Origin of the sequence: Cellulomonas hominis, from assembly GCF_901521055.1 — a bacterium.
Classification (GTDB): Bacteria; Actinomycetota; Actinomycetes; order Actinomycetales; family Cellulomonadaceae; genus Cellulomonas; species Cellulomonas endometrii.
The window spans coordinates 12,043-35,146 of the sequence record NZ_CABEGA010000095.1 but is presented as its reverse complement, the minus strand read 5'-3'; the positions used below and the strand labels follow the sequence as shown (position 1 = coordinate 35,146).

23 protein-coding genes and 2 tRNA genes are annotated in these 23,104 nt (G+C 71.7%); 7 read left to right on the top strand and 18 right to left on the bottom strand.

Annotated features, from left to right (window positions below; translation table 11 throughout):
- Nucleotides 1-56 precede the first annotated feature (56 nt).
- From KJP73_RS18660 to KJP73_RS18645, 4 genes are read right to left on the bottom strand one after another with little or no spacing between them, the layout of a single operon-like run.
- Nucleotides 57-680 carry an aminodeoxychorismate/anthranilate synthase component II gene (locus KJP73_RS18660; RefSeq protein WP_213284378.1) on the bottom strand — a complete coding sequence of 208 codons (624 nt, stop codon included), beginning with the start codon at nt 678-680 and terminating at the stop codon, nt 57-59.
- Nucleotides 677-841 (bottom strand): hypothetical protein, encoded by a 165-nt coding sequence (locus KJP73_RS18655; RefSeq protein WP_213284377.1) that lies wholly within the window; start codon nt 839-841, stop codon nt 677-679. Before KJP73_RS18655 ends, KJP73_RS18660 begins: the two co-directional genes overlap by 4 nt.
- Entirely contained in the window at nt 841-1,674 is an 834-nt protein-coding gene (locus KJP73_RS18650; RefSeq protein ID WP_249669550.1) for a class E sortase, read from the bottom strand. Before KJP73_RS18650 ends, KJP73_RS18655 begins: the two co-directional genes overlap by 1 nt.
- Nucleotides 1,671-2,594, bottom strand: coding sequence for a DUF881 domain-containing protein (locus KJP73_RS18645; protein WP_249669549.1), 924 nt, complete (start codon nt 2,592-2,594; stop codon nt 1,671-1,673). Before KJP73_RS18645 ends, KJP73_RS18650 begins: the two co-directional genes overlap by 4 nt.
- 129 nt (nt 2,595-2,723) lie before the next feature.
- On the opposite strand from KJP73_RS18645, the gene KJP73_RS18640 reads away from it, so the two are divergent.
- On the top strand, nt 2,724-2,972 hold the full coding sequence (locus tag KJP73_RS18640; RefSeq protein ID WP_213284376.1) for a cell division protein CrgA: 249 nt from the start codon (nt 2,724-2,726) through the stop codon (nt 2,970-2,972).
- A gap of 155 nt (nt 2,973-3,127) precedes the next feature.
- Here the strand turns inward: KJP73_RS18640 and KJP73_RS18635 are convergent, their stop codons facing one another.
- Nucleotides 3,128-3,982, bottom strand: coding sequence for a rhomboid family intramembrane serine protease (locus tag KJP73_RS18635; RefSeq protein WP_213284375.1), 855 nt, complete (start codon nt 3,980-3,982; stop codon nt 3,128-3,130).
- 7 nt (nt 3,983-3,989) lie between these two features.
- Nucleotides 3,990-4,529 (bottom strand): peptidylprolyl isomerase, encoded by a 540-nt coding sequence (locus KJP73_RS18630; protein ID WP_213284374.1) that lies wholly within the window; start codon nt 4,527-4,529, stop codon nt 3,990-3,992.
- A 148-nt stretch (nt 4,530-4,677) separates the two neighbouring features.
- Here KJP73_RS18630 and KJP73_RS19580 point away from each other — a divergent pair, with 148 nt between their 5' ends.
- On the top strand, nt 4,678-5,634 hold the full coding sequence (locus tag KJP73_RS19580) for a hypothetical protein (RefSeq protein WP_213284373.1): 957 nt from the start codon (nt 4,678-4,680) through the stop codon (nt 5,632-5,634).
- Nucleotides 5,635-5,737: 103 nt separating this feature from the next.
- Here KJP73_RS19580 and KJP73_RS18620 read toward each other — a convergent pair whose 3' ends face one another.
- Nucleotides 5,738-7,612: a hypothetical protein gene (locus tag KJP73_RS18620; RefSeq protein ID WP_213284372.1), complete on the bottom strand. Its 1,875-nt coding sequence runs from the start codon at nt 7,610-7,612 to the stop codon at nt 5,738-5,740.
- Nucleotides 7,613-7,958: 346 nt separating this feature from the next.
- On the opposite strand from KJP73_RS18620, the gene KJP73_RS18615 reads away from it, so the two are divergent.
- Both KJP73_RS18615 and KJP73_RS18610 read left to right on the top strand, forming a co-directional pair.
- A complete protein-coding gene (locus KJP73_RS18615) occupies nt 7,959-8,249 on the top strand; it encodes a winged helix-turn-helix transcriptional regulator (RefSeq protein WP_249669548.1) in 291 nt (96 codons plus the stop codon).
- A 108-nt stretch (nt 8,250-8,357) separates the two neighbouring features.
- Nucleotides 8,358-9,395, top strand: coding sequence for a zinc-binding alcohol dehydrogenase family protein (locus KJP73_RS18610; protein WP_213284370.1), 1,038 nt, complete (start codon nt 8,358-8,360; stop codon nt 9,393-9,395).
- Nucleotides 9,396-9,446: 51 nt separating this feature from the next.
- Here the strand turns inward: KJP73_RS18610 and KJP73_RS18605 are convergent.
- The 11 genes from KJP73_RS18605 to dnaA form a co-directional block, all read right to left on the bottom strand.
- Nucleotides 9,447-9,522: transfer RNA gene (locus KJP73_RS18605), tRNA-Ala, on the bottom strand.
- A 42-nt stretch (nt 9,523-9,564) separates the two neighbouring features.
- On the bottom strand, nt 9,565-9,684 hold the full coding sequence (locus KJP73_RS18600) for a DLW-39 family protein (protein ID WP_213284369.1): 120 nt from the start codon (nt 9,682-9,684) through the stop codon (nt 9,565-9,567).
- Between the two features lie 23 nt (nt 9,685-9,707).
- Nucleotides 9,708-9,781, bottom strand: a tRNA-Ile gene (locus KJP73_RS18595).
- A gap of 61 nt (nt 9,782-9,842) precedes the next feature.
- Nucleotides 9,843-10,610: a DUF3566 domain-containing protein gene (locus tag KJP73_RS18590; protein ID WP_213284368.1), complete on the bottom strand. Its 768-nt coding sequence runs from the start codon at nt 10,608-10,610 to the stop codon at nt 9,843-9,845.
- Nucleotides 10,607-13,219: a DNA gyrase subunit A gene (gene gyrA, locus KJP73_RS18585; RefSeq protein WP_213284367.1), complete on the bottom strand. Its 2,613-nt coding sequence runs from the start codon at nt 13,217-13,219 to the stop codon at nt 10,607-10,609. The genes KJP73_RS18590 and gyrA overlap by 4 nt, the downstream gene beginning before the upstream one ends.
- Nucleotides 13,220-13,292: 73 nt before the next feature.
- Nucleotides 13,293-15,299: a DNA topoisomerase (ATP-hydrolyzing) subunit B gene (gyrB, locus tag KJP73_RS18580; RefSeq protein WP_213284366.1), complete on the bottom strand. Its 2,007-nt coding sequence runs from the start codon at nt 15,297-15,299 to the stop codon at nt 13,293-13,295.
- A gap of 265 nt (nt 15,300-15,564) precedes the next feature.
- Nucleotides 15,565-16,149: a DUF721 domain-containing protein gene (locus tag KJP73_RS18575; protein WP_249669547.1), complete on the bottom strand. Its 585-nt coding sequence runs from the start codon at nt 16,147-16,149 to the stop codon at nt 15,565-15,567.
- A complete protein-coding gene (gene recF / locus KJP73_RS18570; RefSeq protein ID WP_213284365.1) occupies nt 16,139-17,374 on the bottom strand; it encodes a DNA replication/repair protein RecF in 1,236 nt (411 codons plus the stop codon). The genes KJP73_RS18575 and recF overlap by 11 nt, the downstream gene beginning before the upstream one ends.
- A 9-nt stretch (nt 17,375-17,383) precedes the next feature.
- Nucleotides 17,384-18,316, bottom strand: a complete 933-nt coding sequence (gene gnd / locus KJP73_RS18565; RefSeq protein ID WP_213284364.1) for a phosphogluconate dehydrogenase (NAD(+)-dependent, decarboxylating) — start codon at nt 18,314-18,316, stop codon at nt 17,384-17,386.
- Between the two features lie 163 nt (nt 18,317-18,479).
- On the bottom strand, nt 18,480-19,610 hold the full coding sequence (dnaN, locus tag KJP73_RS18560; RefSeq protein ID WP_213284363.1) for a DNA polymerase III subunit beta: 1,131 nt from the start codon (nt 19,608-19,610) through the stop codon (nt 18,480-18,482).
- Between the two features lie 720 nt (nt 19,611-20,330).
- Complete coding sequence (dnaA, locus tag KJP73_RS18555; RefSeq protein WP_213284362.1) at nt 20,331-21,770, bottom strand: chromosomal replication initiator protein DnaA; 1,440 nt, start codon at nt 21,768-21,770, stop codon at nt 20,331-20,333.
- Between the two features lie 483 nt (nt 21,771-22,253).
- Here dnaA and rpmH point away from each other — a divergent pair, with 483 nt between their 5' ends.
- From rpmH to yidD, 3 genes are read left to right on the top strand one after another with little or no spacing between them, the layout of a single operon-like run.
- A complete protein-coding gene (gene rpmH, locus KJP73_RS18550) occupies nt 22,254-22,391 on the top strand; it encodes a 50S ribosomal protein L34 (RefSeq protein WP_013885212.1) in 138 nt (45 codons plus the stop codon).
- Nucleotides 22,392-22,405: 14 nt separating this feature from the next.
- Nucleotides 22,406-22,792: a ribonuclease P protein component gene (rnpA, locus tag KJP73_RS18545; RefSeq protein WP_213284361.1), complete on the top strand. Its 387-nt coding sequence runs from the start codon at nt 22,406-22,408 to the stop codon at nt 22,790-22,792.
- Nucleotides 22,789-23,091 carry a membrane protein insertion efficiency factor YidD gene (gene yidD, locus KJP73_RS18540; RefSeq protein WP_213284360.1) on the top strand — a complete coding sequence of 101 codons (303 nt, stop codon included), beginning with the start codon at nt 22,789-22,791 and terminating at the stop codon, nt 23,089-23,091. The genes rnpA and yidD overlap by 4 nt, the downstream gene beginning before the upstream one ends.
- Nucleotides 23,092-23,104 lie beyond the last annotated feature (13 nt).

The window sequence follows — 23,104 nt, the reverse complement described above, 5'->3', positions numbered from 1 at the left end:
GCAGGCCCCGGACCCGTGGAGGGTCCGGGGCCTGCGTCGTCCGGTGAGGGAGTGCCTCAGGGGCGCACGAGCGGGTGCAGGTCCGCGGACCGGGCGACCGCATCGGTCTCCCCCGTGAGCACCAGCCAGTTCGCGAGCAGCCGGTGACCGCCCTCGGTCAGCACGGACTCGGGGTGGAACTGCACGCCGTGCAGCGGGAGGTCGCGGTGCTGCAGGCCCATGATGATCCCGTTCGCGCGGGCCGTGACCACCAGGTCCTGCGAGGCGGTCCCGTCGACGACGGCCAGCGAGTGGTAGCGGGTGGCCGTGAAGGGCGTCGGCAGCCCGTCGAAGACGCCCTCCCCGTCGTGCGACACGAGGCTCGTCTTGCCGTGCATGAGCTCCGGCGCGTGCGTGACGGTGCCGCCGAACACCTCGCCGAGCGCCTGGTGGCCCAGGCAGACGCCGAGCATGGGCGTCCCCGACGCGGCGCAGTCGCGGATCACCTGCATGGACGCGCCCGCCTCGGACGGGGTCCCCGGTCCCGGGGAGATGAGGACGCCGTCGAACTCGGCGCGCTCGTCGGCGGGCGGCACGGCGTCGTTCCGGACGACGACTGTCTCGGCACCGAGCTGGTCGAGGTAGCCGACGATCGTGTAGACGAAGGAGTCGTAGTTGTCGACGACGAGGATGCGGCTCACGGGTTCTCCCCCACGGTGGTCTCGTTGAAGGGCATGAAGGGGGCCAGCCAGGGGAACACCCACTGGAAGCAGACCGCCAGCACGGCGGCCGCGAGGACGAGCAGCAGGAGCACCCGGACGACGGCCGGCCCGGGCAGGTGCCGCCACAGCCAGCCGTACATCAGGACGCCTCCACGAGCTCGGCGGGCACGCCCTCGGAGACGGGCGCCCAGTAGTCCAGCACACCGTGCACGATGTAGCGCTCGCGCGCGGAGAACATCGGGTGGCAGGTGGTCAGGGTGATGAACCGCTCGGTGGGGGCGACGCCCGGCTGGTCGGGCACGGGCGCGATCACCTGGCTGTCCTCCGGCATCACGATCTGCGACGAGGTGACGCGGTAGACGTACCAGGTGTCCGCGGTCCACACGACGATCGGGTCGCCCTCCTGGAGCTCCTCGATCCGGTTGAACGGCTTGCCGTACGTGGTGCGGTGCGCGGCGAGCGAGAAGTTGCCCACGCCCCCGGGCATCGCGGTGCCCTCGTAGTGGCCGACGCCCAGCGGGTTCAGCACGTTCGGCCGGTCCGTGCCCTGCGTGATGGTGCGCGTCGGCTCGCCGTCCCACTTCGGGACGCGCATCGACGCGAACGTCGTGAGGTACGGCGGCTCCTCGATGACCGGCGGCTCGTCGTAGCGGGGCGTGACGACCACGGGGCCCTGGTCGAGCGCCTCGAGCGGCGCGTCCCAGCCCTGCTCCTGCACGAGCTCCGCCTGGGCGTCGTTCGCGACGACGTCGGTCCACCAGAGCTGCCACGCGAGGAACGCCAGCAGGAGCACGCCGGCGGTGATGAGCAGCTCGCCCAGCACCCCCACCGCGCCGAGCACGACCCCGCCGCCGCGCGGCGACCGGCGTGCCGGGCGGCGCTCGCGACGTCGGGCGGGTGCCGCCTCCGACACGCGCCCCTCCGGACCACCGGGGCCGTCGAGCGTCGGCCAGGACACGTCGGTCCCGCTCACTCGGAGCCCTCCCGGCTCGGCTTGCCGCTCGTCGCGGTGCTGCCCTCGGCGACGAGACCGGGCAGGACCTCCGTGCCGAGCGGCACGCTGGCGTACCGCATGTCCACCGACCCATCGTAGGCGGGCACCTGCAGGTCCTCGGCGGGGCGCGTGACCTGCCACCCGAGCCCCACGGCGTCCACCCACGACCGGTAGGCGCGCACGGCCGGGTCGGCGTTGAGCGCGGCGACCAGCTCCTGCGGGTCACCGACGGCGGTGACGACGTACGGCGGCGAGTACCGGCGCCCCTGCAGCGACAGCACGTTCCCGATGCACTGGAACGCGCTCGTCGAGATCACGCGCTGGTCCATGAGCGCCATGGCCTCCGCTCCCCCGGCCCACAGCGCGTTGATGACCGCCTGCAGGTCCTGCTGGTGCACGACGAGGTCGTCCGGGACCGTGCCCGCCGGCCGGGGCCCGTCCGCGGGGGCGTCGTCCAGGCTCACGGTGATGCCCCGGCCGCTGACCGCGACCTTCCCGGAGGCGATGTCGAACGCGGCACCGGCGGACTGCCACTCCAGACCCACGGTGTCGGTCTGCTCCTGCGCCAGGGTGTCGACGCGGGCGCGCAGGTCGGCCACCTGGTCCGCGAGCCGCTCCCGCCGGGCGTCCTCGTTGGCCTGCAGCCCGGCCAGGTCCTGCGGCTGGCGGGTGTTGGTCCCGCGCGCGAGCCGGGCGTTGGCCGTGAACAGGGCGCCGGCGAGCGCCATGACCAGGGCGACGGAGACCGTCCCGCGCAGGGCGCGGCCACGGCGGTGCCGGGTCAGGCGGTGGTGGGCCTGCTGCCGGGCGGCGTGCAGGCGCGCCGACGGCTCGGCGGGCTCGGACGGCTCCGCCGCGTGGGCGCCGTGCGTCCGGCGCTCGGGGTGCTGCTCGGGCACGCTCGTCCCCCTCGGTCTCCCCACTACGCTAGGCCACGTCACGCCCGCGCGTGCGCGCGTCCACAGCTGGAGCGTGCGGTGGCCGGGTCAGGTCCAGCGCAGTCAGACGTACGAGGTCAGGAGCATCCCGTGCCCAAGTCGAGGACGCGGCAGAAGTCGCACTACACCGCGCCGCCCGAGCGCTCGGCCGGACCGGCGGTCAACCCGACGTGGTTCGTGCCCGTGCTCGTCGGCCTGCTCGTGGTCGGCCTCGTCTGGATCGTGGTCACGTACCTGACGAACTTCGACTACCCGATCCCGGGCATCGGCTCCTGGAACCTCGCGATCGGCTTCGCGTTCGCGCTGGTCGGGCTCGGGATGGCCACGCGCTGGAAGTGACGCCACCGGCGTCAGGGACGGTCCACCACAGGGCCGTCCCCAGGCGGCGGGCGCTCCTCCACAGGCTCGGACCGCTGTTTCCCCAGGGGTGCACAACCCTGTGGATAACTACACCAGTGTAATTCCACAGCTGTGAGCAGAGCTGGGGACGGGCGTCAGACGCCCGCGTACGTCACCAGCGCGGCACCGACGAGCAGCACGGCCATGCCGGCGCAGGTGCCGATCGCCACGGGGAGCCGCCGCTCGCGGGGGGCGTACGCGAAGGCCGCCCCCACCGCAGCACCGACGACCAGGCCCCCCAGGTGCGCCTGCCACGCGACGCCGGGCAGCAGGAACCCGAGCACCCCGTTGATGACGAGGATGCCGACGATCCCGCGTGCGCTGCGTCCCACGCGCCGCAGGACCACGAGGACCGCTCCGAACAGGCCGAACACCGCCCCCGACGCCCCGACGAGCACGGTGAACCACGACGCGGTGTAGGGCGTCGCCAGCAGCAGGAACATCACCGAGCCGCCGACCGCGCTCAGCAGGTACAGCGCCAGGAACCGCCACCGGCCGAGCGACGCCTCGAGGAACGGGCCCACGGACCACAGGGCGATCATGTTGAACGCGATGTGCAGCACCTGGTTGGGCGCGTGCAGGAACGCGGAGGTGAGGAACCGCCACGGCTCCACCTCGCCCAGCACCGGCACGAACGCCAGCGCCCGGGTCCAGCCGGGGTTCGCCAGCTGCAGCACGAAGCTCACCGCGCACAGCGCGATCAGGGTGAGGGTGACGACGGGCCGGCCGGTGGTCGCCCGGCCCCCGAACGCCGTGCGCGCGACGGGCTGCGACCGGGCCGCCTCCCGCACGCAGTCCACGCACTGGATGCCCACCGCAGCCGGGCGCTGGCACTCCGGGCACGCCGGCCGCCCGCACCGCTGGCACCGCACGTACGCGATGCGGTCGGGGTGCCGGGGGCAGACGGGCGGCGGCGCGGCGGGCGCGGGGCCCGGCTGCGGCTGGGTCATCGAGGCGTCAGGACTCGAACGACACCGACTCGATCACCACGTCCTCGACCGGCCGGTCGCCCGGGCGGGTGCGCGTCGTGGCGATCGCGTCGACGACGGCACGGCTCTCGTCGTCGGCCACCTTGCCGAAGATCGTGTGCTTGCCGTTGAGGTGCGGCGTCTCGGTGACGGTGATGAAGAACTGCGAGCCGTTCGTGCCGCCGACCTGGCCGGTGATCGGGTCGCGTCGCAGGCCGGCGTTCGCCATCGCGAGCAGGTACGGCTCCGAGAACCGCAGCTCGGGGTGGATCTCGTCGTCGAACGTGTAGCCGGGGCCACCGGTGCCGCGGCCGAGCGGGTCGCCGCCCTGGATCATGAAGCCGTCGATCACACGGTGGAAGACGACGCCGTCGTAGAGGGGCGTGGTCTTCTTCTCCCCGGTCGCGGGGTCGGTCCACTCCTTCTCGCCGGTCGCGAGGCCGCGGAAGTTCTCGACGGTCTTCGGGGCGTGGTTGGGGTAGAGCTCCAGGCGGATGTCGCCACGGTTCGTGTGCAGGGTCGCGTGCATGCCCGCCATCCTGTCACGGACCCCTGTGCGGCGGCCCGGTGGGGATCGTGTGTTCACGCGCGACGAACACACGCCTGCCACCTGCGCGAAAGGGCTGACGGTGGCAGAGTGGGACGACACCGGACCAGCTGAGCAGGAGAGTGTGGACATGGCGTTCCTTCACCGACGGAACAAGATCGAGATCGTCTCCGACCCCGCGACCTCCGAGCGCCTCAAGGGGCAGGCGGCCGACGTGGGGGCCGTGCTGGCCGACGCCGGGGTGAAGGCCGCCGACGGCGCGGGCAAGCTCGCCGCCGCCGCCAAGCTGCAGGCCGCGGAGGCCGCCGTGCTGGCCAAGGGTGCCGCCGGCCACGCGGTCGACTGGGGCCAGCCGCGCGTCGACGCCGCCGTCGAGTGGCTCGTCCCCCGCATCGACCACCTGTACAAGGAGAGCGTGAAGGCCGCCGCCCCGCGGGTCGAGAAGGCCGCGGTCGCCGCGACGCCGGTCATCGACACGGCGCACGACAAGCTGGTCGACGAGCTGCTGCCCAAGGTGGTCCAGGCGGTCAACGACGCCGCGGAGCGGGCCGGCGCGGTGGTCGAGAAGGTCGCCGACAAGGAGTCCGCGAAGACGAAGTCGCTCCTGGCGGCCGCGGCCGCCGGTGCTGCCGCCGCCGCGGGCAAGCCCGCGAAGAAGAAGCACAAGGGCGCCAAGCGGTTCTTCCTCGTCGCCCTGCTGCTCGGCGCCGGCGCCGGCGTCTTCGCCTGGACCCGGTCCCGCACCACCACCGACCCGTGGGCCGAGCCGTGGGAGCCCGAGGCCCCCGCCGGCGACCAGCTCCGCGCCCGCGCCGGTGACGCGGCGGAGGCCGTGGGCCAGGCCGCCGGCGAGGCCGTCGCCCGCAGCCGTGAGGCCACCCAGAAGGCCGCCGAGCGCGTCGCCGAGGTCCGCGAGGACGTCGAGGAGCGCGTCGCCGACGCCACCGAGAAGGTGACCGAGGCGACCAAGAAGGCCACGCAGCGCCGTGCCGCCCCGAAGAAGCCCGACACCGGCGCGACGGCGTCCGAGGGCACGACCGGCACCACCCCGGTCGAGGGCACCACGGAGAGCGGGCCCCAGGCCTGACCCGACCGCACGACCCGCACGACGCACGAAGGCCCGGCACCTGCGAGGTGCCGGGCCTTCGTCGCGCGGTGTCGTCGCGCGGACAGGGTCGGACGCTGAGCTGCTAGCGGAGGCGCGGCTGCACCGTGGCCGGACGGAGGTGCTCTTCAAGAGCGACGATGTCACCGCGGCTCGCCGCGTCGCGGATCCGGCCCATCAGGGGATCCCAGTGCCGGGAGTCGATGCGGTTCCTCGCCAGCACGTTCCCGGCCGACACCAGTCGTCCCGCCCAGGCCAGGAGCGGCGGTGCCGTGTCGGGCTCGCGGTCGGCGATGTTCTGGAGCGCATCGAGGGCCTCGCTGATCGCCGCCTCATCGTCCTCCTGCAGTGCGGTGAAGAGGCGCTCCCGCCAGGGCTCGGCATCGATGTCGAGGGTCCCCTCGTAGTAGAGCCGATCCAGCCGTGCGAGAAGCTGCCCGCCACGTCCGGCCGGCGTCTCGGCGGCAGCGTCGCGAACGGCGAGGATCTGCTGGATGTTGCCCGGCAGGAACGGTCCGTGGTTGCCGGTGACCTTGTCCATGTAGCGCAGGATCTGCGCCCCGCCGATACCGATTCCGTCGACACCGGAAATGACGGCGTCGGGGATGTTGTCGTAACGGAATCCCGCCGAGAAGTACGTCAGCAAGCCGGATTCGTGCGCTCGGTGGACGAGAGAGAGGGCGACCGGCCGGGTCAGCTGATCCGTGATGCACCGGCTCGGGTAGGTGTCCGCCGTGCCGTCCCAGGTCACCTTGTCGAATCCCGCCGCGACGGCGATCGCCACGCCCAGCAGTCCGATCTCCTCGTGCGTGCTCGCCCATCGCGCTTCGCCGTGCGCCTTCACGGTCTCCGAGCGGTCGTCGAGAATGGGGATGTTGATGTTCACGGCCGCGGACAGAACTTGTGCGTGACGGTCGCGCCGGACTTCCCGCGCCAACGACGACAGCAGCTCGACTGCCTCCCGGGCCGTCAGCCGTTCGACGGCGAACTTCACCTCGGCCAGACCGTCGGAGAGCAACGAGGACGCTGCTGCGGCGAAGGTCCGGCTGGTCTTGATCAGCGAGTCGGCGACCGTGCCGTCGAACAGCGGTCGACCGATGTAGCTGGACGTCGGTGCGGCCGCACCCACGTGGAGCCGGACGCGGGCGACCATGCGAGGAGACGGAATGCGGTACGGCTCGAGCTCGTCACGGCTCCGGTCCACACCCCGCTCGAGATGCTCGACGTGGACGATGACCCCGTGCAGGTTGCCCGGGAACACCGTGGTGCCCGCCAGGTGACCCTCGCCGGGATCGGTGATGGAGGCGTAGGTCTGCACGTCGCGGAACCCCGAGGTCCCCCAGATGGGGAAGGAGCCGGGGATCTGGACGCCCTGGTCGAGGAGCCAGTAGGCGGCACGCACGGCGATGCGCTCGTCGACGGTCAGGTTGTCCTCCGCTTCCCGCCGCGACCCGAGCAGGGCGGAGGCCGCGGCGAGGAAGTCCTGATCTGCCGAGGCGTGCTGCGGCCGGACCACGCGCACGTACACGTCGAGACCCTCGTCGGTGAAGACCGCGTGGGCGCGGGATCCCGACGCGCTCGGTTCGAACGCGTCGCGGAACGCCTCCAGGGCCGAGCGATAGGCCACGCCGATCTCCCCGAGTCCGGTCTCGCGTGTCGCTGCCGTCGCCAACGCGGCGGAGAACGAGGCTACGAGTCCCCTCTGGTCCGGGAAGCGCGCGGAGAAGGCACCGAGATCGGCGCTCACCTGCTGCACCGCGTCGACGAAGACCTCCTGGCCGCGCACGCGGTAGGGGTCGTCCTTGGTGAAGTTCTCGTTCGTGAACCGCTCACGAGTGAGGTGGGCGTCGGCGCGCACCAGCAGGTCGCCGAGGTGCTCCACGACCAGGTGGGAGGCGGCTCCGGCTGGGACCTGCGTGCTGACGGGCTGATGCACGGTGCGTTCGACGAGCGTGACCATCATTCGTTCCTCTCGAGGGATCGCCGCGAAATTCTGTGGAAGGCTGCGGTGAGTCCACCGCGAATCCGTCGGGACTGCGCCCGTCACCGATCTGTCACCACGGATGCGACTTCTTCTGTCGGTCGTGCGACGCGGGTGAAGCGCCGCACGAGCAGGACGAATTTATGCCGTCGTCGATGGTTACCCGCAAGGGCCGCTACTATCGGACGGGAAGTAGTTCGGCGTTTCGGCCGGACAGGGGGAGTGGAACATGACGATATGTGAAAGCGAAACGACCGGCCTCGACGGCGGACCTCGCGGCGACGTCTATTCGGCGGATTGCCCGTGCCGGGACCTTCTCGACGTCGTGGCGAACAAGTGGGCGGCGCTCGCGATCGGGGCCCTGGCGGACGGTCCACGGCGCTTCGGCTCGCTGCAGAGGCAGCTGCAGGGGGTGTCGCCGAAGGTGCTGACCTCGACGTTGCGCCGGCTGGAGCGTTTCGGCCTCGTCGACCGCACGGTCTTCCCCGCGGTGCCGCTGCACGTGGAGTACTCGCTCACCGCGGACGGCCGCGGTGCGCTCGTGCCCGTGTTCGCGCTCCGCACGTGGGCCGAGTCGCAGTACGCGCGCGCGGTGCCGCAGGGAGACCACGCCTGAGGGCACTACCCGATGGATAGCAGGTCCCCTTTCGGGTAACCACTGCCCCGGAGCTATCGTCCGCGTGCCGCCGCAGCCGGCAGCACCACGACGAGAGGGCTCACACCGATGACATCCGCCACCACCTCGCCCACCGGCACGATGCGTGCGATCGTCTCGCGCTCCGGAGGGCCGCTCACGGGTACCCGCAGCCTGGTCGACGCGGAGATCCCGGCTCCCGCTGCGCCGACCGGTCACGACGTCCTCGTCGAGGTGAAGGCGGTGTCGGTCAATCCCGTCGACGTGAAGGTGCGCGCCAGCGGCGGTCCCGCCACGGACGATCGCGTGCTCGGGTGGGACGCGTCGGGAACCGTCAGCGCGGTCGGCGAGCTGGTCACCCTGTTCCGCCCCGGCGACGACGTCTACTACGCAGGGACGCTCGATCGTCCCGGCACGTACGCCGCACGCCAGCTGGTCGACGAGCGCATCATCGGGCACAAGCCGAGGACGCTCACCCACGCCGAGGCTGCGGCGTTGCCGCTGACGACCATCACGGCGTGGGAGGCGCTCTTCCACAAGCTCCAGCTGCACAAGGAGACCACCGGGACGTTGCTCGTCCTCGGAGCTGCCGGCGGCGTCGGCTCGATCCTCATCCAGCTGGCCAAGGCGTTGACGGATGTCCGCGTGATCGCCACCGCGTCTCGCGAGGAGTCACGGGCGTGGGTGGAGGAGCTCGGCGCGGATGCGGTCGTGGACCACGGCGCGCCGGACCTGGAGGAGCAGATCCTCCGGCTCGCTCCCGGCGGGGTGGACTACGTCTTCACTCCCCAGAGCAGGGGACGGATGCCGCTGTTCGTCTCGGTCACCCGGCCGTTCGGTCAGATCGTCGCGATCGACGACGAGGGCGACCTGGACTTCGCCGCCCTGAAGGGCAAGAGCATCTCCTGGCACTGGGAGTTCATGTTCGCCCGCCCGCTGCACGGCTGGGACCTCACCGCTCAGCACGAGCTGCTCGACGTCGTCTCCGGTCTCGTCGACTCCGGGCGCCTGAGGACGACGCTCACGCACACCTACGCGCCGCTGGAGGCCGAGCAGATGCGCCGCGCCCACGCCGACGTGGAGACCGGGCACGTGATCGGCAAGGTCGTCGTCGCCGACGCCGGATGACGCACGAAGGCCCGGCACCTGCGAGGTGCCGGGCCTTCGTCGCGCTGCGGGTGGTGGAGCCAAGGGGACTCGAACCCCTAACCCCCTGCTTGCAAAGCAGGTGCGCTACCAATTGCGCCATGGCCCCGGGACGCCCCGGTGCACCGGGACGCGGGTGGTGGAGCGAGCCCTACTCGACAGGGTCGGTGACCTCGGCCCACAGGTCGCGGTCGTCGCGCTCGGCGGCGTACCGCGTCCAGGCGACGTAGCCGGCGGCGGCGACGACCACCAGGAGCAGGAGCTTCTTCATGGGTTCCCCCAGGGGCTCGGGAGTGGGCCTAAGAGGACTTGAACCTCTGACCTCTTCCTTATCAGGGAAGCGCTCTAACCGTCTGAGCTATAGGCCCGTGGCACGCTGGCGTGCCGGTCGAGACTACCCCAGCAGGGGCTGCCCGCCCAAACCGGGTGTCACTCGTCCGTCATCGTGACGTGCACGCCGCCCACCAGGGCGGCCGTGATGTTGTACAGGAACGCCCCGATCGTGGCGAGAGCCGTGATGAGGAACACGTCCACGACGGCGACCAGGGTCGCGACGGAGATGACGCGGTCGAACTCCACGTACCGCATCAGGTCGATGCTGGAGTCGGCCAGGATCTCGGTCACGAGGTCGTTCAGCGACGCGAAGACGTGCAGGCCGTCGAGCGTCAGCCACACCACCGCGGTGGCGACGACGATCATGATGCCGATCGCGACGGAGATGAGGAACGACAGCTTCATCACCGACCACGGGTCGACCCGGGAGACCGCGAGGCGCACGCGCCGCGGGCCGGAGCCGCTGGTGAGCGAGCCCGACGCGGGACGGGACCCGGCGGAGGGGGACGCCTTCCGGTCGGTGTCGTCGCGGGGAGAGCCGGCCGGGGTGCTCGTGCGCGGCGCGGCGGCGGCCGGGCGCACGGGCTCCTGCGTGGTGGTCGCAGCGGCTGCCGCGGGGGTCGCCTTGGTGCTCGGCGACGCCGTTGACGCGCTGCGCGCCGGGGCGCCGGACCCCTTCGACGTGGTGCCCGTCGAGGTCGCGCCCGTCGGCGTGGTGGCCGTCGGTGCCTTGCCGGAGGTGGTCGTGGTGGTGCCCGTCCGCGCGCCGGTGTCGGTGGCCGTGCGGCCGCCTGCCGGCTTCTCGGCCGTGTCGCTGCCCGACTGCTTGCGGGGCGGGATGGACGGCGGCGTGTCGCTGCTCATGCATCCTCCTCGGAGGTCTCGTCAGCCACCGGGGCGTCCGGAGCTGTGGTGGCGCTGGTGTCCTCGAGGGCCGCGGATGTCACGTCCTGCTCGCCCGACTCACCCACGGTACCCGCCTCGTCGCCGAGGTGGCGCTCGATGTTGCGTGCGACCGCGATGATCCGGTCGCCGTTGTCGGGCTTCGCGAAGATCACGCCCTGCGTGGTGCGGCCCGTGGCGTTCACCTCGGAGGTCGCGGAGCGCACGATCTTGCCGCGCTCCATGATCACCAGCACCTCGTCGTCCGCGTCCGTGACCAGCGCGCCGACCAGGTCGCCGTTCGCCTCGGGGAGGTTCGCGACCTTGATGCCGAGACCGCCGCGACCCTGGACGCGGTAGTTCTCCACCGTCAGGGCGGTCCGCTTGGCGATGCCGCCCTGCGTGACGGTGAACAGGAACGCCTCCTCGCGGACGACGTCCATCGCGAGCAGCTCGTCGTCCGCCCGGAACTTCATGCCCGTGACGCCGGAGGTCGCGCGGCCCATCGGACGCAGCGCCTCGTCCGTCGCGGTGAACCGCAGGGACTGGCCCTTGCGGGACACCAGGATGAGGTCGTTCACGGAGTCGACGATCCGCGCCGAGACGAGCTCGTCCGGCAGGCCGTTCTCGTCCTCGCGCAGGTTGATCGCGATGACGCCGCCGGACCGGTTGGAGTCGTACTCCGACAGGCGGGTCTTCTTCACCAGGCCGCGCTTGGTCGCGAGGACCAGGTACTCGGCCTGCTCGTAGTCCCGCAGGTCCAGGACCTGGGCGATCTTCTCGCCCGGCTGGAAGGCCAGCAGGTTGGCGACGTGCTGCCCCTTGGCGTCGCGGCCGCCCTCGGGCAGCTCGTACGCCTTGGCGCGGTACACGCGGCCGAGGTTCGTGAAGAACAGCAGCCAGTGGTGCGTGGTCGTCACGAAGAAGTGGTCGACGATGTCGTCCTCGCGCAGCTGCGCGCCGCGCACGCCCTTGCCGCCGCGGCGCTGGGCCCGGTAGTTGTCCGACCGGGTGCGCTTCGCGTAGCCGCCGCGGGTGATGGTGACGACCATCTCCTCCTCGGCGATGAGGTCCTCGACGGACACCTCGCCGTCGAACGGCAGGATCGTCGTGCGGCGCTCGTCGCCGTACTTCGCGACGATCTCGTCGAGCTCCTCGCGCACGATGCCGCGCTGACGCTCCGGGGACTCGAGGATCGCGCGGTAGCCGCGGATCTCGGCCTCGAGCTTCGCGTAGTCGTCGAGGATCCGCTGCCGCTCCAGCGCCGCCAGGCGCCGCAGCTGCAGGGTGAGGATCGCGTTGGCCTGGACCTCGTCGATGTCCAGGAGCGCCATGAGGCCCGTGCGGGCCTCGTCGGCGTCGGGGGAGCGGCGGATGAGCGCGATGACCTCGTCCAGCGCGTCGAGCGCCTTGAGGTAGCCGCGGTAGATGTGGATCTGCTCCTCGGCCTTGCGCAGCCGGAAGTTCGTGCGCCGCACGACGACGTCGAGCTGGTGGCTCGTCCAGTGCCGGATGAACGCGTCGAGGCTGAGCGTGCGCGGCACGCCGTCGACCAGCGCCAGCATGTTCGCGCCGAACGTGTCCTGCAGCTGCGTGTGCTTGTACAGGTTGTTCAGGACGACCTTCGCGACCGCGTCGCGCTTCAGCACGACGACCAGACGCTGACCGGTGCGGCCCGAGGTCTCGTCGCGGATGTCGGCGATGCCCTGCACCCGGTTCTCGCGGACGAGGTCGGCGATCTTCTTGGCCAGGGTGTCGGGGTTCACCTGGTACGGCAGCTCGGTGACGACCAGGCAGATCCGGCCCTGGATCTCCTCGACCTCGACGACCGCCCGCATCGTGATGGAGCCGCGGCCGGTGCGGTACGCCTCCTCGATGCCCCGGTGGCCGAGGATCGTCGCGCCGGTGGGGAAGTCCGGGCCCTTGACGCGGCGCAGGAGCTCCTCGAGCAGCTCCTCCTTGCTGGCCTCCGGGTTGTCCAGGTGCCAGCGGACGCCCTCGGCGACCTCGCGGAGGTTGTGCGGCGGGATGTTCGTCGCCATGCCGACCGCGATACCGGCGGAGCCGTTGACCAGCAGGTTCGGGAACCGCGACGGGAGGATCGACGGCTCCTGGGTGCGGCCGTCGTAGTTGTCCTGGAAGTCGACGGTGTCCTCGTCGATGTCCCGGACCATCTCCATGGCCAGCGGGGCCATCTTGCACTCGGTGTACCGCGGGGCGGCGGCCGGGTCGTCGCCGGGGGAGCCGAAGTTCCCCTGGCCGGCGACCAGCGGGTACCGCAGCGACCAGTCCTGCACCAGGCGCACCAGGGCGTCGTAGATCGCCGTGTCGCCGTGCGGGTGGTACTTGCCCATGACGTCGCCGACGACGCGGCTGCACTTCGAGAACTGCCGGTCCGGGCGGTAGCCGCCGTCGTACATGGCGTACAGGACGCGGCGGTGCACCGGCTTCAGGCCGTCGCGGACGTCCGGGAGCGCACGGCCCACGATGACGGCCATCGCGTAGTCCAGGTAGGACCGCTGCATCTCGAGCTGCAGGTCCACCTGGTCGATGCGGCCGTGCTCGATGTTGTCGCCGGTCAGCTCTGTCACGAATCAGGTCCTTCGGTGGGACTGGTCCCGGCGCAGGCGGCCGGGAGGTCGGGGAGGAGCGGGTGCGCCGCGGTCAGATGTCCAGGAAGCGCACGTCGCGCGCGTTCCGCTGGATGAACGAGCGGCGGGACTCGACGTCCTCGCCCATCAGCACGGAGAAGATCTCGTCCGCCGCGGCCGCCTCGTCCAGCGTGACCTGCAGCAGCGTGCGGTGCTCGGGCGCCATCGTGGTCTCCCACAGCTCCGAGTAGTCCATCTCGCCCAGACCCTTGTACCGCTGGATCGCGTTGTCCTTCGGGATCCGCTTGCCGTTCGCCTGGCCGTCGGCCAGCACGGCGTCCCGCTCCCGGTCCGAGTACACGTAGTCGTGCGGGGCGTTCGACCACTTGATGCGGAACAGCGGCGGCTGCGCCATGTACACGTGGCCCTTGAGGATCAGCTCCGGCATGTACCGGTAGAGCAGCGTGAGCAGCAGCGTGCGGATGTGCTGGCCGTCGACGTCGGCATCGGCCATCAGCACGATCTTGTGGTACCGCAGCTTCGAGATGTCGAAGTCCTCGCCGATGCCGGTGCCGAAGGCCGTGATGAGCGCCTGCACCTCGGCGTTGCCGAGCGCGCGGTCGAGGCGGGCCCGCTCGACGTTGAGGATCTTGCCGCGCAGCGGGAGGATCGCCTGCGTCTGCGGGTTCCGGCCGCGGACGGCGGAGCCGCCGGCCGAGTCGCCCTCGACGATGAAGATCTCGCACTCGGCGGGGTTGTTCGACTGGCAGTCCTTGAGCTTGCCCGGCATCGAGTTCGACTCGAGCAGGCCCTTGCGGCGGGTCGCCTCGCGGGCCTTGCGGGCCGCCATGCGCGCCTGGGACGCCTGGATCGCCTTGCGGATGACGTCGCGCGCGTCGTTCGGGTGCGAGTCCAGCCAGTCGGCCAGCTGCTCGTTCACGACGCGCTGCACGAACGTCTTCGCCTCGGTGTTGCCGAGCTTGGTCTTCGTCTGGCCCTCGAACTGGGGCTCGCCGAGCTTCACCGACACGACCGCCGTGAGGCCCTCGCGGATGTCGTCGCCCGTGAGGTTGTCGTCCTTCTCCTTGAGGATGCCCTTCTCGCGCGCGTACCGGTTGACCAGCGAGGTCATCGCCGCGCGGAAGCCCTCCTCGTGCGCACCGCCCTCGGTGGTCGAGATGGTGTTCGCGTAGGTGTGCACCGACTCCGAGTAGGCGCTGGTCCACTGCATCGCGATCTCCACGGAGATCTTGCGCTCGGTGTCCTCGGCCTCGAAGTCGATGACCTCGGGGTGCACGAGCTCGACCTTCTTGGCCGCGTTGAGGTGCGTGACGTAGTCGACCAGGCCGCCGTCGTACTTGTAGGTGACGCTGCGGAACGCGGGCGCGTCGCCCTCGGCCGCCTCGCCGCTCTCGCCGGCGACCTCGTCGTCGGTGTCCGAGTGCAGCGGGCGCTCGTCGGTCAGCGAGATCTGCAGGCCCTTGTTGAGGAACGCCATCTGCTGGAACCGCGACCGCAGGGTCTCGAAGTCGAACTCGACCGTCTCGAAGATGCTGGGGTCCGGCCAGAACGTCTGCTGGGTGCCCGTCTCCTGCGTCGGCTCGCCGCGGCGCAGCTCGCCGTTCGGCTTGCCGCCGTCCGCGAAGTCCTGCTCCCAGGTGTAGCCGTCGCGCTTGACGACGGTCTCCACCTTCGTCGACAGGGCGTTCACCACGGAGATGCCGACGCCGTGCAGGCCGCCCGAGACCGCGTAGCCGCCGCCGCCGAACTTGCCGCCCGCGTGCAGGATCGTCATGACGACCTCGACGGTCGGCCGGCCCTCGGTCGGGTGGATGGCGACGGGGATGCCGCGGCCGTTGTCGACGACGCGCACGCCGCCGTCGGCCAGGAGCGTGACCTCGATGTGGTCGCAGTAGCCCGCGAGGGCCTCGTCGACCGAGTTGTCCACGACCTCGTACACCAGGTGGTGCAGGCCGCGCTCACCGGTGGAGCCGATGTACATGCCGGGACGCTTGCGGACCGCCTCCAGGCCCTCGAGCACCGTGATCTGCGAGGCGTCGTAGGCGGGAGTCCCGTTCACCGTCCCCCCGGGTGCGTCGTGCGGAGGGTTCGGTCCGGTGGAGGGGCTCTGGTCTGCCACGGGCGGTGGTGCTCCTCAGTTCTCACACGCGGCGGAGACGAGCGTCCTCCGGGCGGGAGGGCGGATCACTCCACGACGACGGAGATCGTGCGTCCTGGACCGGCGCAGACGCGCCAGACATGTCGATTCACAGTGTACCCGGCCCCACGCCAGAACCCCTCAGATCCGCGGCCCCTGTGGACCGTGTCCCCCGCGCGCGCGGGTGTCAGCCCCAGGTGTCGCGCGGGCCCCGGCCGCGGACCGCCCGCCGCCCCTTGCCGAACCCCGGGCCGGCCGGGCCGAGCACGCGCACGTCCTTCACCACGCCCTCGCCGACGTCCTCCGCCATCCGCCGCACGAGCTGCGGGGCGAGCATCTTGAGCTGCTGCGCCCACGCCGAGGAGTCGGTCCGGACGACGAGGACCCCGTCGGCGAACGTCTCCGGGGTGCAGTGGTCGGCGATCTGGTCCCCGACGACGTCGCGCCAGCGGCCGACGACCCCGCCGACCGAGACCTCCTGCACCCAGCCGCGGTCGCGGAACAGCGAGGCCATCGTGCTGGACACGGTCAGCGGGTCGCGAGGGTGCACCCCGGGTCCGCCGCGCTCGGCGGGGGACAGCGGGGACCGGCCGCGTGCCGCCTGACCGGGCCGGTAGCCCTTCGACCGCGCCACGGAGCGGAACCGGGCGAGCGACCGCTTCGCCATCTGGGTCGCCGGCGTGATGTCCAGCTGCTCGCACACGGGCACGGCGGGGTCGACCTCCGGGGTGCTGCTCCCGTCGCGCGCGGGTCCGGCGTCGTCAGACGGCACGGGCGACCTCCGACGCCATGACGTCGTACCGCGCGCCGGACAGCTGCTCGGGGACGTCGCCCGGGACGGCGGCGGTCACGAACACCTGCCGGGCACCGGCGACCATGTCCGCCAGCCGCTCCCTGCGCTTCGCGTCCAGCTCGGCGAACACGTCGTCCAGCATCAGGACCGGCTCCCCGTCCGGACCGGAGTCCGCGACCCACAGCTGCGCGACGTCGTCGGCGGTCCCGGGACGCGGGCCGTTCGTCAGGAGCTCGTAGGACGCCAGCCGCAGCGCCAGCGCCACCGACCACGACTCCCCGTGGCTGGCGTAGCCCTTCGCCGGCAGGTCGCCGAGCGTGAGCACGAGGTCGTCGCGGTGCGGGCCGACGAGGCACACGCCCCGCTCCAGCTCCTTGGGTCGCAGCCGGGACAGCGCCTCGAGCATCTGCGCCTCGACCACCGCGACCGGAGAGGCGGGGGAGTCCGGGCGGGGGGCGTCGTCGCCGGGGTCGGCGAGCGCGGCGGTGAGGGAGGACCGGTAGCCGGCGCTGGCGGCGCCCTGCCCGTCGCTCACCCGCTCGTACGCCTCCGCGACGTACGGGTCGAGCGCGGACACGACGGCCTGCCGGGCCACGATCACCTGCGCCCCGAGCTCGGCGAGCTTGGCGTCCCACACGTCCAGCGTCCGGATGTCGAGGTTCCCCGCGCGCGCCCCGCGGAACCCCGCGGCGGACTTGAGCAGGGCGGTGCGCTGCCGCACCACGCGGTCGTACTCGCCGAAGACGCCGGACAGCCGCGGCGTGACCTGCACCGCCAGCTCGTCGACGAACCGGCGCCGGCCGTCGGGATCGCCCTTGACCAGCGCGAGGTCCTCGGGCGCGAACAGCACCGAGCGCAGCGCACCCACCACGTCCCGGGCGCGCGACGGGGCTCCGTTGAGCTTGACCCGGTTGGACCGCCCCGACCCGAGCTGCAGGTCGATGACGAGCGCGCGCTCCGACCCGTCGTCCTGCGCGCGGACCACGCGGGAGCGCACCACGGCCGCCGACGCCCCGGCTCGTACGAGCGGGGCGTCGGTCGGCACGCGGTGGCTGGAGAACGTCGAGACGTAGCCGATCGCCTCGACGAGGTTGGTCTTGCCCTGCCCGTTCGGCCCGACGAGCGCCGTGATCCCGGGCTCGAAGGTGAGGTCGACCTGGCGGTACGACCGGAAGTCCGTCAGGGACAGGTGCGAGACGTACATCGAGCGGCGTCAGCCCTCCGAGCGCACGCCGGACGGGGCGTCGCCGGAGATGGGGGCGCCTGCGGCCCGGACCGCGTGGCCGCCGAACTGCTGGCGCAGCGCCGCGACCGCCTTCATCGCGGGGGACTGCTCCTGGCGCGACTGGAACCGGGCGAACAGCGCGGCGGTGATGACCGGCAGCGGCACGGCGGCGTCGATCGCCTCGTCCACGGTCCAGCGACCCTCGCCCGAGTCGGCGACCCAGTCGTCGATCCCCTCGAACTGCTGGTCGTCCTCGAGCGCCTTCACCAGGAGCTCGAGCAGCCAGGACCGCACGACGGTGCCGCGCTGCCAGGCCTTCATGGTGCCGGCGACGTCGGTCACGATGTCCTTCGCCGCGAGCAGCTCGTAGCCCTCGGCGTACGCCTGCATGAGGCCGTACTCGATGCCGTTGTGCACCATCTTCGCGTAGTGCCCGGCACCGACGGCGCCCGCGTGCACGAAGCCCTCCTCGCGGGGGCCCTCCGGGCGCAGGGCGTCGAACACGGGCATCACGCGCTCGACCTGGGCCGCGTCGCCGCCGACCATCAGGCCGTAGCCGTTGGCCAGGCCCCAGACGCCGCCGGAGACGCCGACGTCCAGGAAGTGCACGCCCTTCGCGCCGAGCTGCTCCGCGTGGCCCTTGTCGTCACCGAAGTACGAGTTGCCGCCGTCGATGACCAGGTCGCCCTCGGTCAGCAGGCCGCCGAGCTCCTCGATCACCGCGTGCGTCACCGCGCCGGCCGGCACCATGACCCACACGACCCGCTCGCCGGCGGGCAGCGCCTCGACCAGGTCGGCCAGCGACGCGACGTCGGTGACGTCCGGGTTCCGGTCGTAGCCGGTGACCTCGATCCCCGCGTTCCGCATCCGGTCGCGCATGTTCGCGCCCATCCTGCCCAGACCCACCAGGCCGATCTGCATCGCTCCACCTCTCCTCGCCCGACCGCCGCCGGGCCGGTGGGGCCCGGGGCGACTGTGTCGCCCGCCATTCTGCTGCCGAGGCGGGGTGCTGACGAACGATGCGCGCGTCTCGCCCGTCACACCGGCGGGAGGTCCCGCCGGCGCCGGGAGGCTGAGGCGCCGGTCAGGACGCGAAGCGGATCGGCACCAGCAGGTACCGGTACTCCTTGAGGTCCTCGCCCTCGAGCGACTCCTGGCCGGTGAACTCGACCGGCTTGTTCGGGTGCGTGAACGACAGGCGCACGAACGACGTGGTCAGCGCGCCGAGGCCGTCGAGCAGGAACTGCGGGTTGAACGCCACGGCGATGTCGTCGCCGACCAGCGTGGCCTCCAGCGCCTCGGACGCCTGCGCGTCGTCGCCCTGCCCGGCGTCGAGGACGACCTGCCCCTCGGAGAACGTCAGCCGGATCGGGGTGTTGCGCTCCGCGACGAGGGCCACGCGCTTGGCCGCGTCGGCGAGCAGCTGTGTGTTCACGACGGCGTGGATCGGCGACTCGTCCGGGAACAGCCGGCGGACCGCGGGGTAGTCCCCGTCGACCAGGAGCGACGTGGTGTGCCGGCCGCCCGCCTCGAAGCCGATGAGGTCGACGCCTTGGCCCGTGGCGAGCGCGACGTTGACGGAGCCGGACGCGCCGAGCGACTTCGCGGCGTCGTTCAGGGTCCGGGCACGGACGAGCGCGACCTCGGAGACCTCCGGGCGCGCCGGCTTCCAGGTGAGCTCTCGCAGGGCCAGGCGGTAGCGGTCGGTCGCGAGCAGCGTGATCTTCTCGCCCTCGATCTCGACGCGGACGCCGGTCAGCAGGGGGAGCGTGTCGTCACGGCTGGCGGCCACGGTGACCTGGCCGACCGCCTTGGTGAGCTCGTCGCCGTCGACGGTGCCCGTGAGCGCGGGCATCGCCGGGAGCTGCGGGTAGTCCTCGACGGGCATCGTGAGCAGCGTGAACCGGCTGGCGCCGCAGGTGACGGTGACCTTGGTGCCCTCGAGGGACACGTCGACCGGCTTGGCGGGCAGGGCGCGGGAGATCTCCGCGAGCAGCCGGCCGGAGACGAGGACGGTGCCGGGTTCGCTGACGTCGGCGGGGACCTCGGAACGGGCGGAGACCTCGTAGTCGAAGCTCGCGAGCCGCAGCGTGCCGTCGGAGTCGGCCTCGATGCGCACACCGGCCAGCACGGGGACCGGGGGACGGGTGGGAAGGCTGCGAGCGATCCACGTGACGGCTTCTGCGAGGACGTCACGTTCGACGCGGAACTTCATGCCCCACCCTCTCGGTCGGGGGATCACCGTGATCCCTGCTGGTGCTGTGCGACCCCGGCCGCGAGGGCGGCAGAGGTCGTGCCGAACACTACGCGAGTGACCAGGGGTGCGGAACCGAACGCGCGGGCTTGTGGACGCCGGTCGGAGGGCTCCAGCGTTCGTCTGGACGCGACGAGAGCGGGGTGCCGGAGCCGGTGCGTCCCGGGCCGCGGGCGAGGGCTGCGCCAGGAGGCCGCTCCGCGAACGTTCCGGCCCTGCCGGGACGATCCACAGGGGCGCCGGCGTCCTCGTCGTGGGCCGTAGTGGTCGGGCGTGTGGTCCGGAGTGCCGGACCGGCCGGCAGAGCACTGACGGGTTGTGGATCTTCTTCCTAGGGATCAGTCGTCGTCATCGTCGGTTCTGTGAATTCTGGGGACGACGCCCGTTCGTGCTGGTGGGAGCCTTCTGCGGCGTGTGCACGACGACTGTGGACCGGCTGGGGACGACGCAGATGAACGTGGACGACGACGGGTCCGTGCTTCGCCGTCCACGGAGAGCGGAGGACCCGTCCACACGAAAGGTGGGGGTCGTCCACCGGTTTCCACAGGTCCGTCCACAGGTGTGAACATTCGTCCCACCGCTGTTTCAGGGCGTGGTCGAGGGTCGGCCGACGCGCCCTGCCGGGGACACGGGAGAAGGCCCGCCACGAGGTGTGTGACGGGCCTTCTCCGGAACGGGGACTCAGCCCCGGCTCTCCTGCTTGATGCGGTTCGTCAGCTCGGTCACCTGGTTGAAGATCGAACGCCGCTCCGCCATCAGCTCGCGGATCTTCCGGTTCGCGTGCATGACGGTGGTGTGGTCCCGCCCGCCGAACGCCTGACCGATCTTCGGGAGCGACAGGTCGGTGAGCTCCCGGCACAGGTACATCGCGATCTGCCGTGCGGTCACCAGCACGCGCGACCTCGACGACCCGCACAGGTCCTCGATGGTCAGACCGAAGTACGCCGCGGTCTGCCCGATCACGGCCGTGGCGGTGATGTCGGCCTGGTCGTCGTCGGTGATCAGGTCCTTGAGCACGATCTCCGCCAGCGACAGGTCGACCTGCTGCCGGTTGAGGTTCGCGAACGCCGTCACGCGGATCAGCGCGCCCTCGAGCTCGCGGATGTTCGTGGAGATCTTCGAGGCGATGTACTCCAGGACGTCGTCGGGGGCCTGGAGCTTGTCGTTCGCGGACTTCTTCCGGAGGATCGCGATGCGGGTCTCGAGGTCCGGCGGCTGGACGTCGGTGATCAGGCCCCACTCGAATCGGGACCGCATCCGGTCCTCGAACCCGTTCAGCTGCTTGGGCGGCAGGTCGGACGTGATCACGACCTGCTTGTTCGCGTTGTGCAGGGTGTTGAACGTGTGGAAGAACTCCTCCATCGTCTGTTCCTTGCCCTGCAGGAACTGGATGTCGTCGATGAGGAGCACGTCCACCTCGCGGTAGCGGCGCTGGAACGCACCGGCCTTGCCCTCACCGATGGAGTTGATGAAGTCGTTGGTGAACTCCTCGGAGTTCACGTAGCGCACCCGCACCGACGGGTAGAGGTTCCGGGCGTAGTGCCCGATCGCGTGCAGCAGGTGCGTCTTCCCGAGGCCCGAGTCGCCGTAGATGAACAGCGGGTTGTAGGCCTTGGCCGGGGCCTCGGCGACGGCGACCGCCGCCGCGTGCGCGAACCGGTTGGACGAGCCGATGACGAACGTCTCGAACAGGTACTTCGGGTTCAGCCGGGCCGGCTCGACGCTGGGCGTGGGCCCGGCGGGCTCGCGGCGGAACGGCTCGGAGCGGACCGGCGCGTCGACGTGCGCGGAGTCCCCGGTGCTCGGGTGGCCGGTCGCCGCGTGCGCGACCACGGGCGTCGGCTCGGAGTCGGTGCGCGCCGGCGGCGGGGTGGTCGCGAGCCCGGCGTCGGCCGAGTCCAGGGAGGGGTCGACGGTGATCGCGAACCGCGCCTCGCGGCCGAGAGCGGCGGCGAGCGCGTCGGACACCTCCTGGCGGACCCGCGTCTCGAGGTAGTCCTTCGTCAGGTCGTTGCCGACCGCGAGGAGCATCGTGCCGTCGAGCAGGCCGAGCGGCTTCGCCAGCCGGACGAACGCGAGCTGCCTCGGCGTGATGTCCGGGCTCACCTCGAGCTGCGCCATCGCGGCCGACCAGACCTGGCCTGGCTGATCGTCCTGTCCTGACACCTGTACCTCGCTGCCGTCGTGAGTCGCGTGGTCGAGTGTCGCACGCACCTGTCCTGCGTCCACAGACTTGTCCACACCTGTGCGTGACGCCCGATCAGGGACGATCACGGCCTTGCGGGAGCACGTCGGCTCCGTCGGGTGCGGCGTTGTCCACAGGGCCGGCCGGGTCTGTCCACGGGCTGGGGAGACCGGACGCTGCGGGACGCATCGAGCGACGATGCTAGTGGCCGCGGAGGGCGGGCGGGAGAGGGTGCCTCAGGCGGTTTGACCGGACGGCGCGCCCGACGTAACGTTGACCAGCCTTCCTGATGGCTCCTGCTGGCGTGCCCCGACGCCGGCCGCGTCTGGCGACGTGGGTACCGGAGCAGTCGAGCACGGCACACAGACCTGGCTGCACACGCGCGTGCGGCCGATGCACCGAAGTACTTGGAGACCATCGTGAGCAAGCGGACCTTCCAGCCGAACAACCGGCGTCGCGCCAAGACGCACGGTTTCCGTCTGCGCATGCGGACGCGTGCCGGCCGTGCGATCCTCGCCGCCCGTCGGCGCAAGGGTCGCTCCGAGCTGTCGGCCTGACACCACCTGACGCGGTGCTGCCCGCCGCGCACCGGATGCGCAGGTCCGCCGACTTCGAGCGGGCCGTGCGGTCGGGTGCCCGTGCCGGGCGGAACACGCTCGTGGTGCACCTCGTGACGCGAACCGACCCCGGACCTGGTCCGGCGGTCGGTTTCGTCGTGTCCAAGGGCGTGGGCAACGCGGTCGTGCGGAACCGGGTCAAGCGCCGCCTGCGCGCCCTGACCTCCGACCGGCTCGCCGAGCTGCCCCGTGACGCGGACCTGGTCGTGCGCGCACTGGCGCCGGCCGCGACCGTGGACTACGCGACGCTGGGCCGCGACCTCGACGGCGCGCTGCGCACCGCGACCCGGCGCCGCGCCGAGCGAGCGTCGCCGGCCGCACCGACCGGGGACGCACGATGACCGCGGCCTCCCGGGCGCTGCACGCCGTGGTGCGCGTCCCGCGCCGGCTGCTCGTCCTCCTGATCCGGGGCTACCAGCGGTTCGTGTCCCCGCTCACCCCGCCGACCTGCCGGTTCTACCCGTCCTGCTCGCAGTACGCGGTGCTCGCACTCGAGCGGCACGGCGTCGTGCGGGGGACGCGGCTGGCGGTCTGGCGGCTCCTGCGCTGCAACCCGTGGAACCCGGGCGGCGTCGACGACGTTCCACCGGCGGGGTCGCACCGTCGACACTCGCACGGCGCGGTCGCCTCCGCGCACTGACCATCCCCTGGAG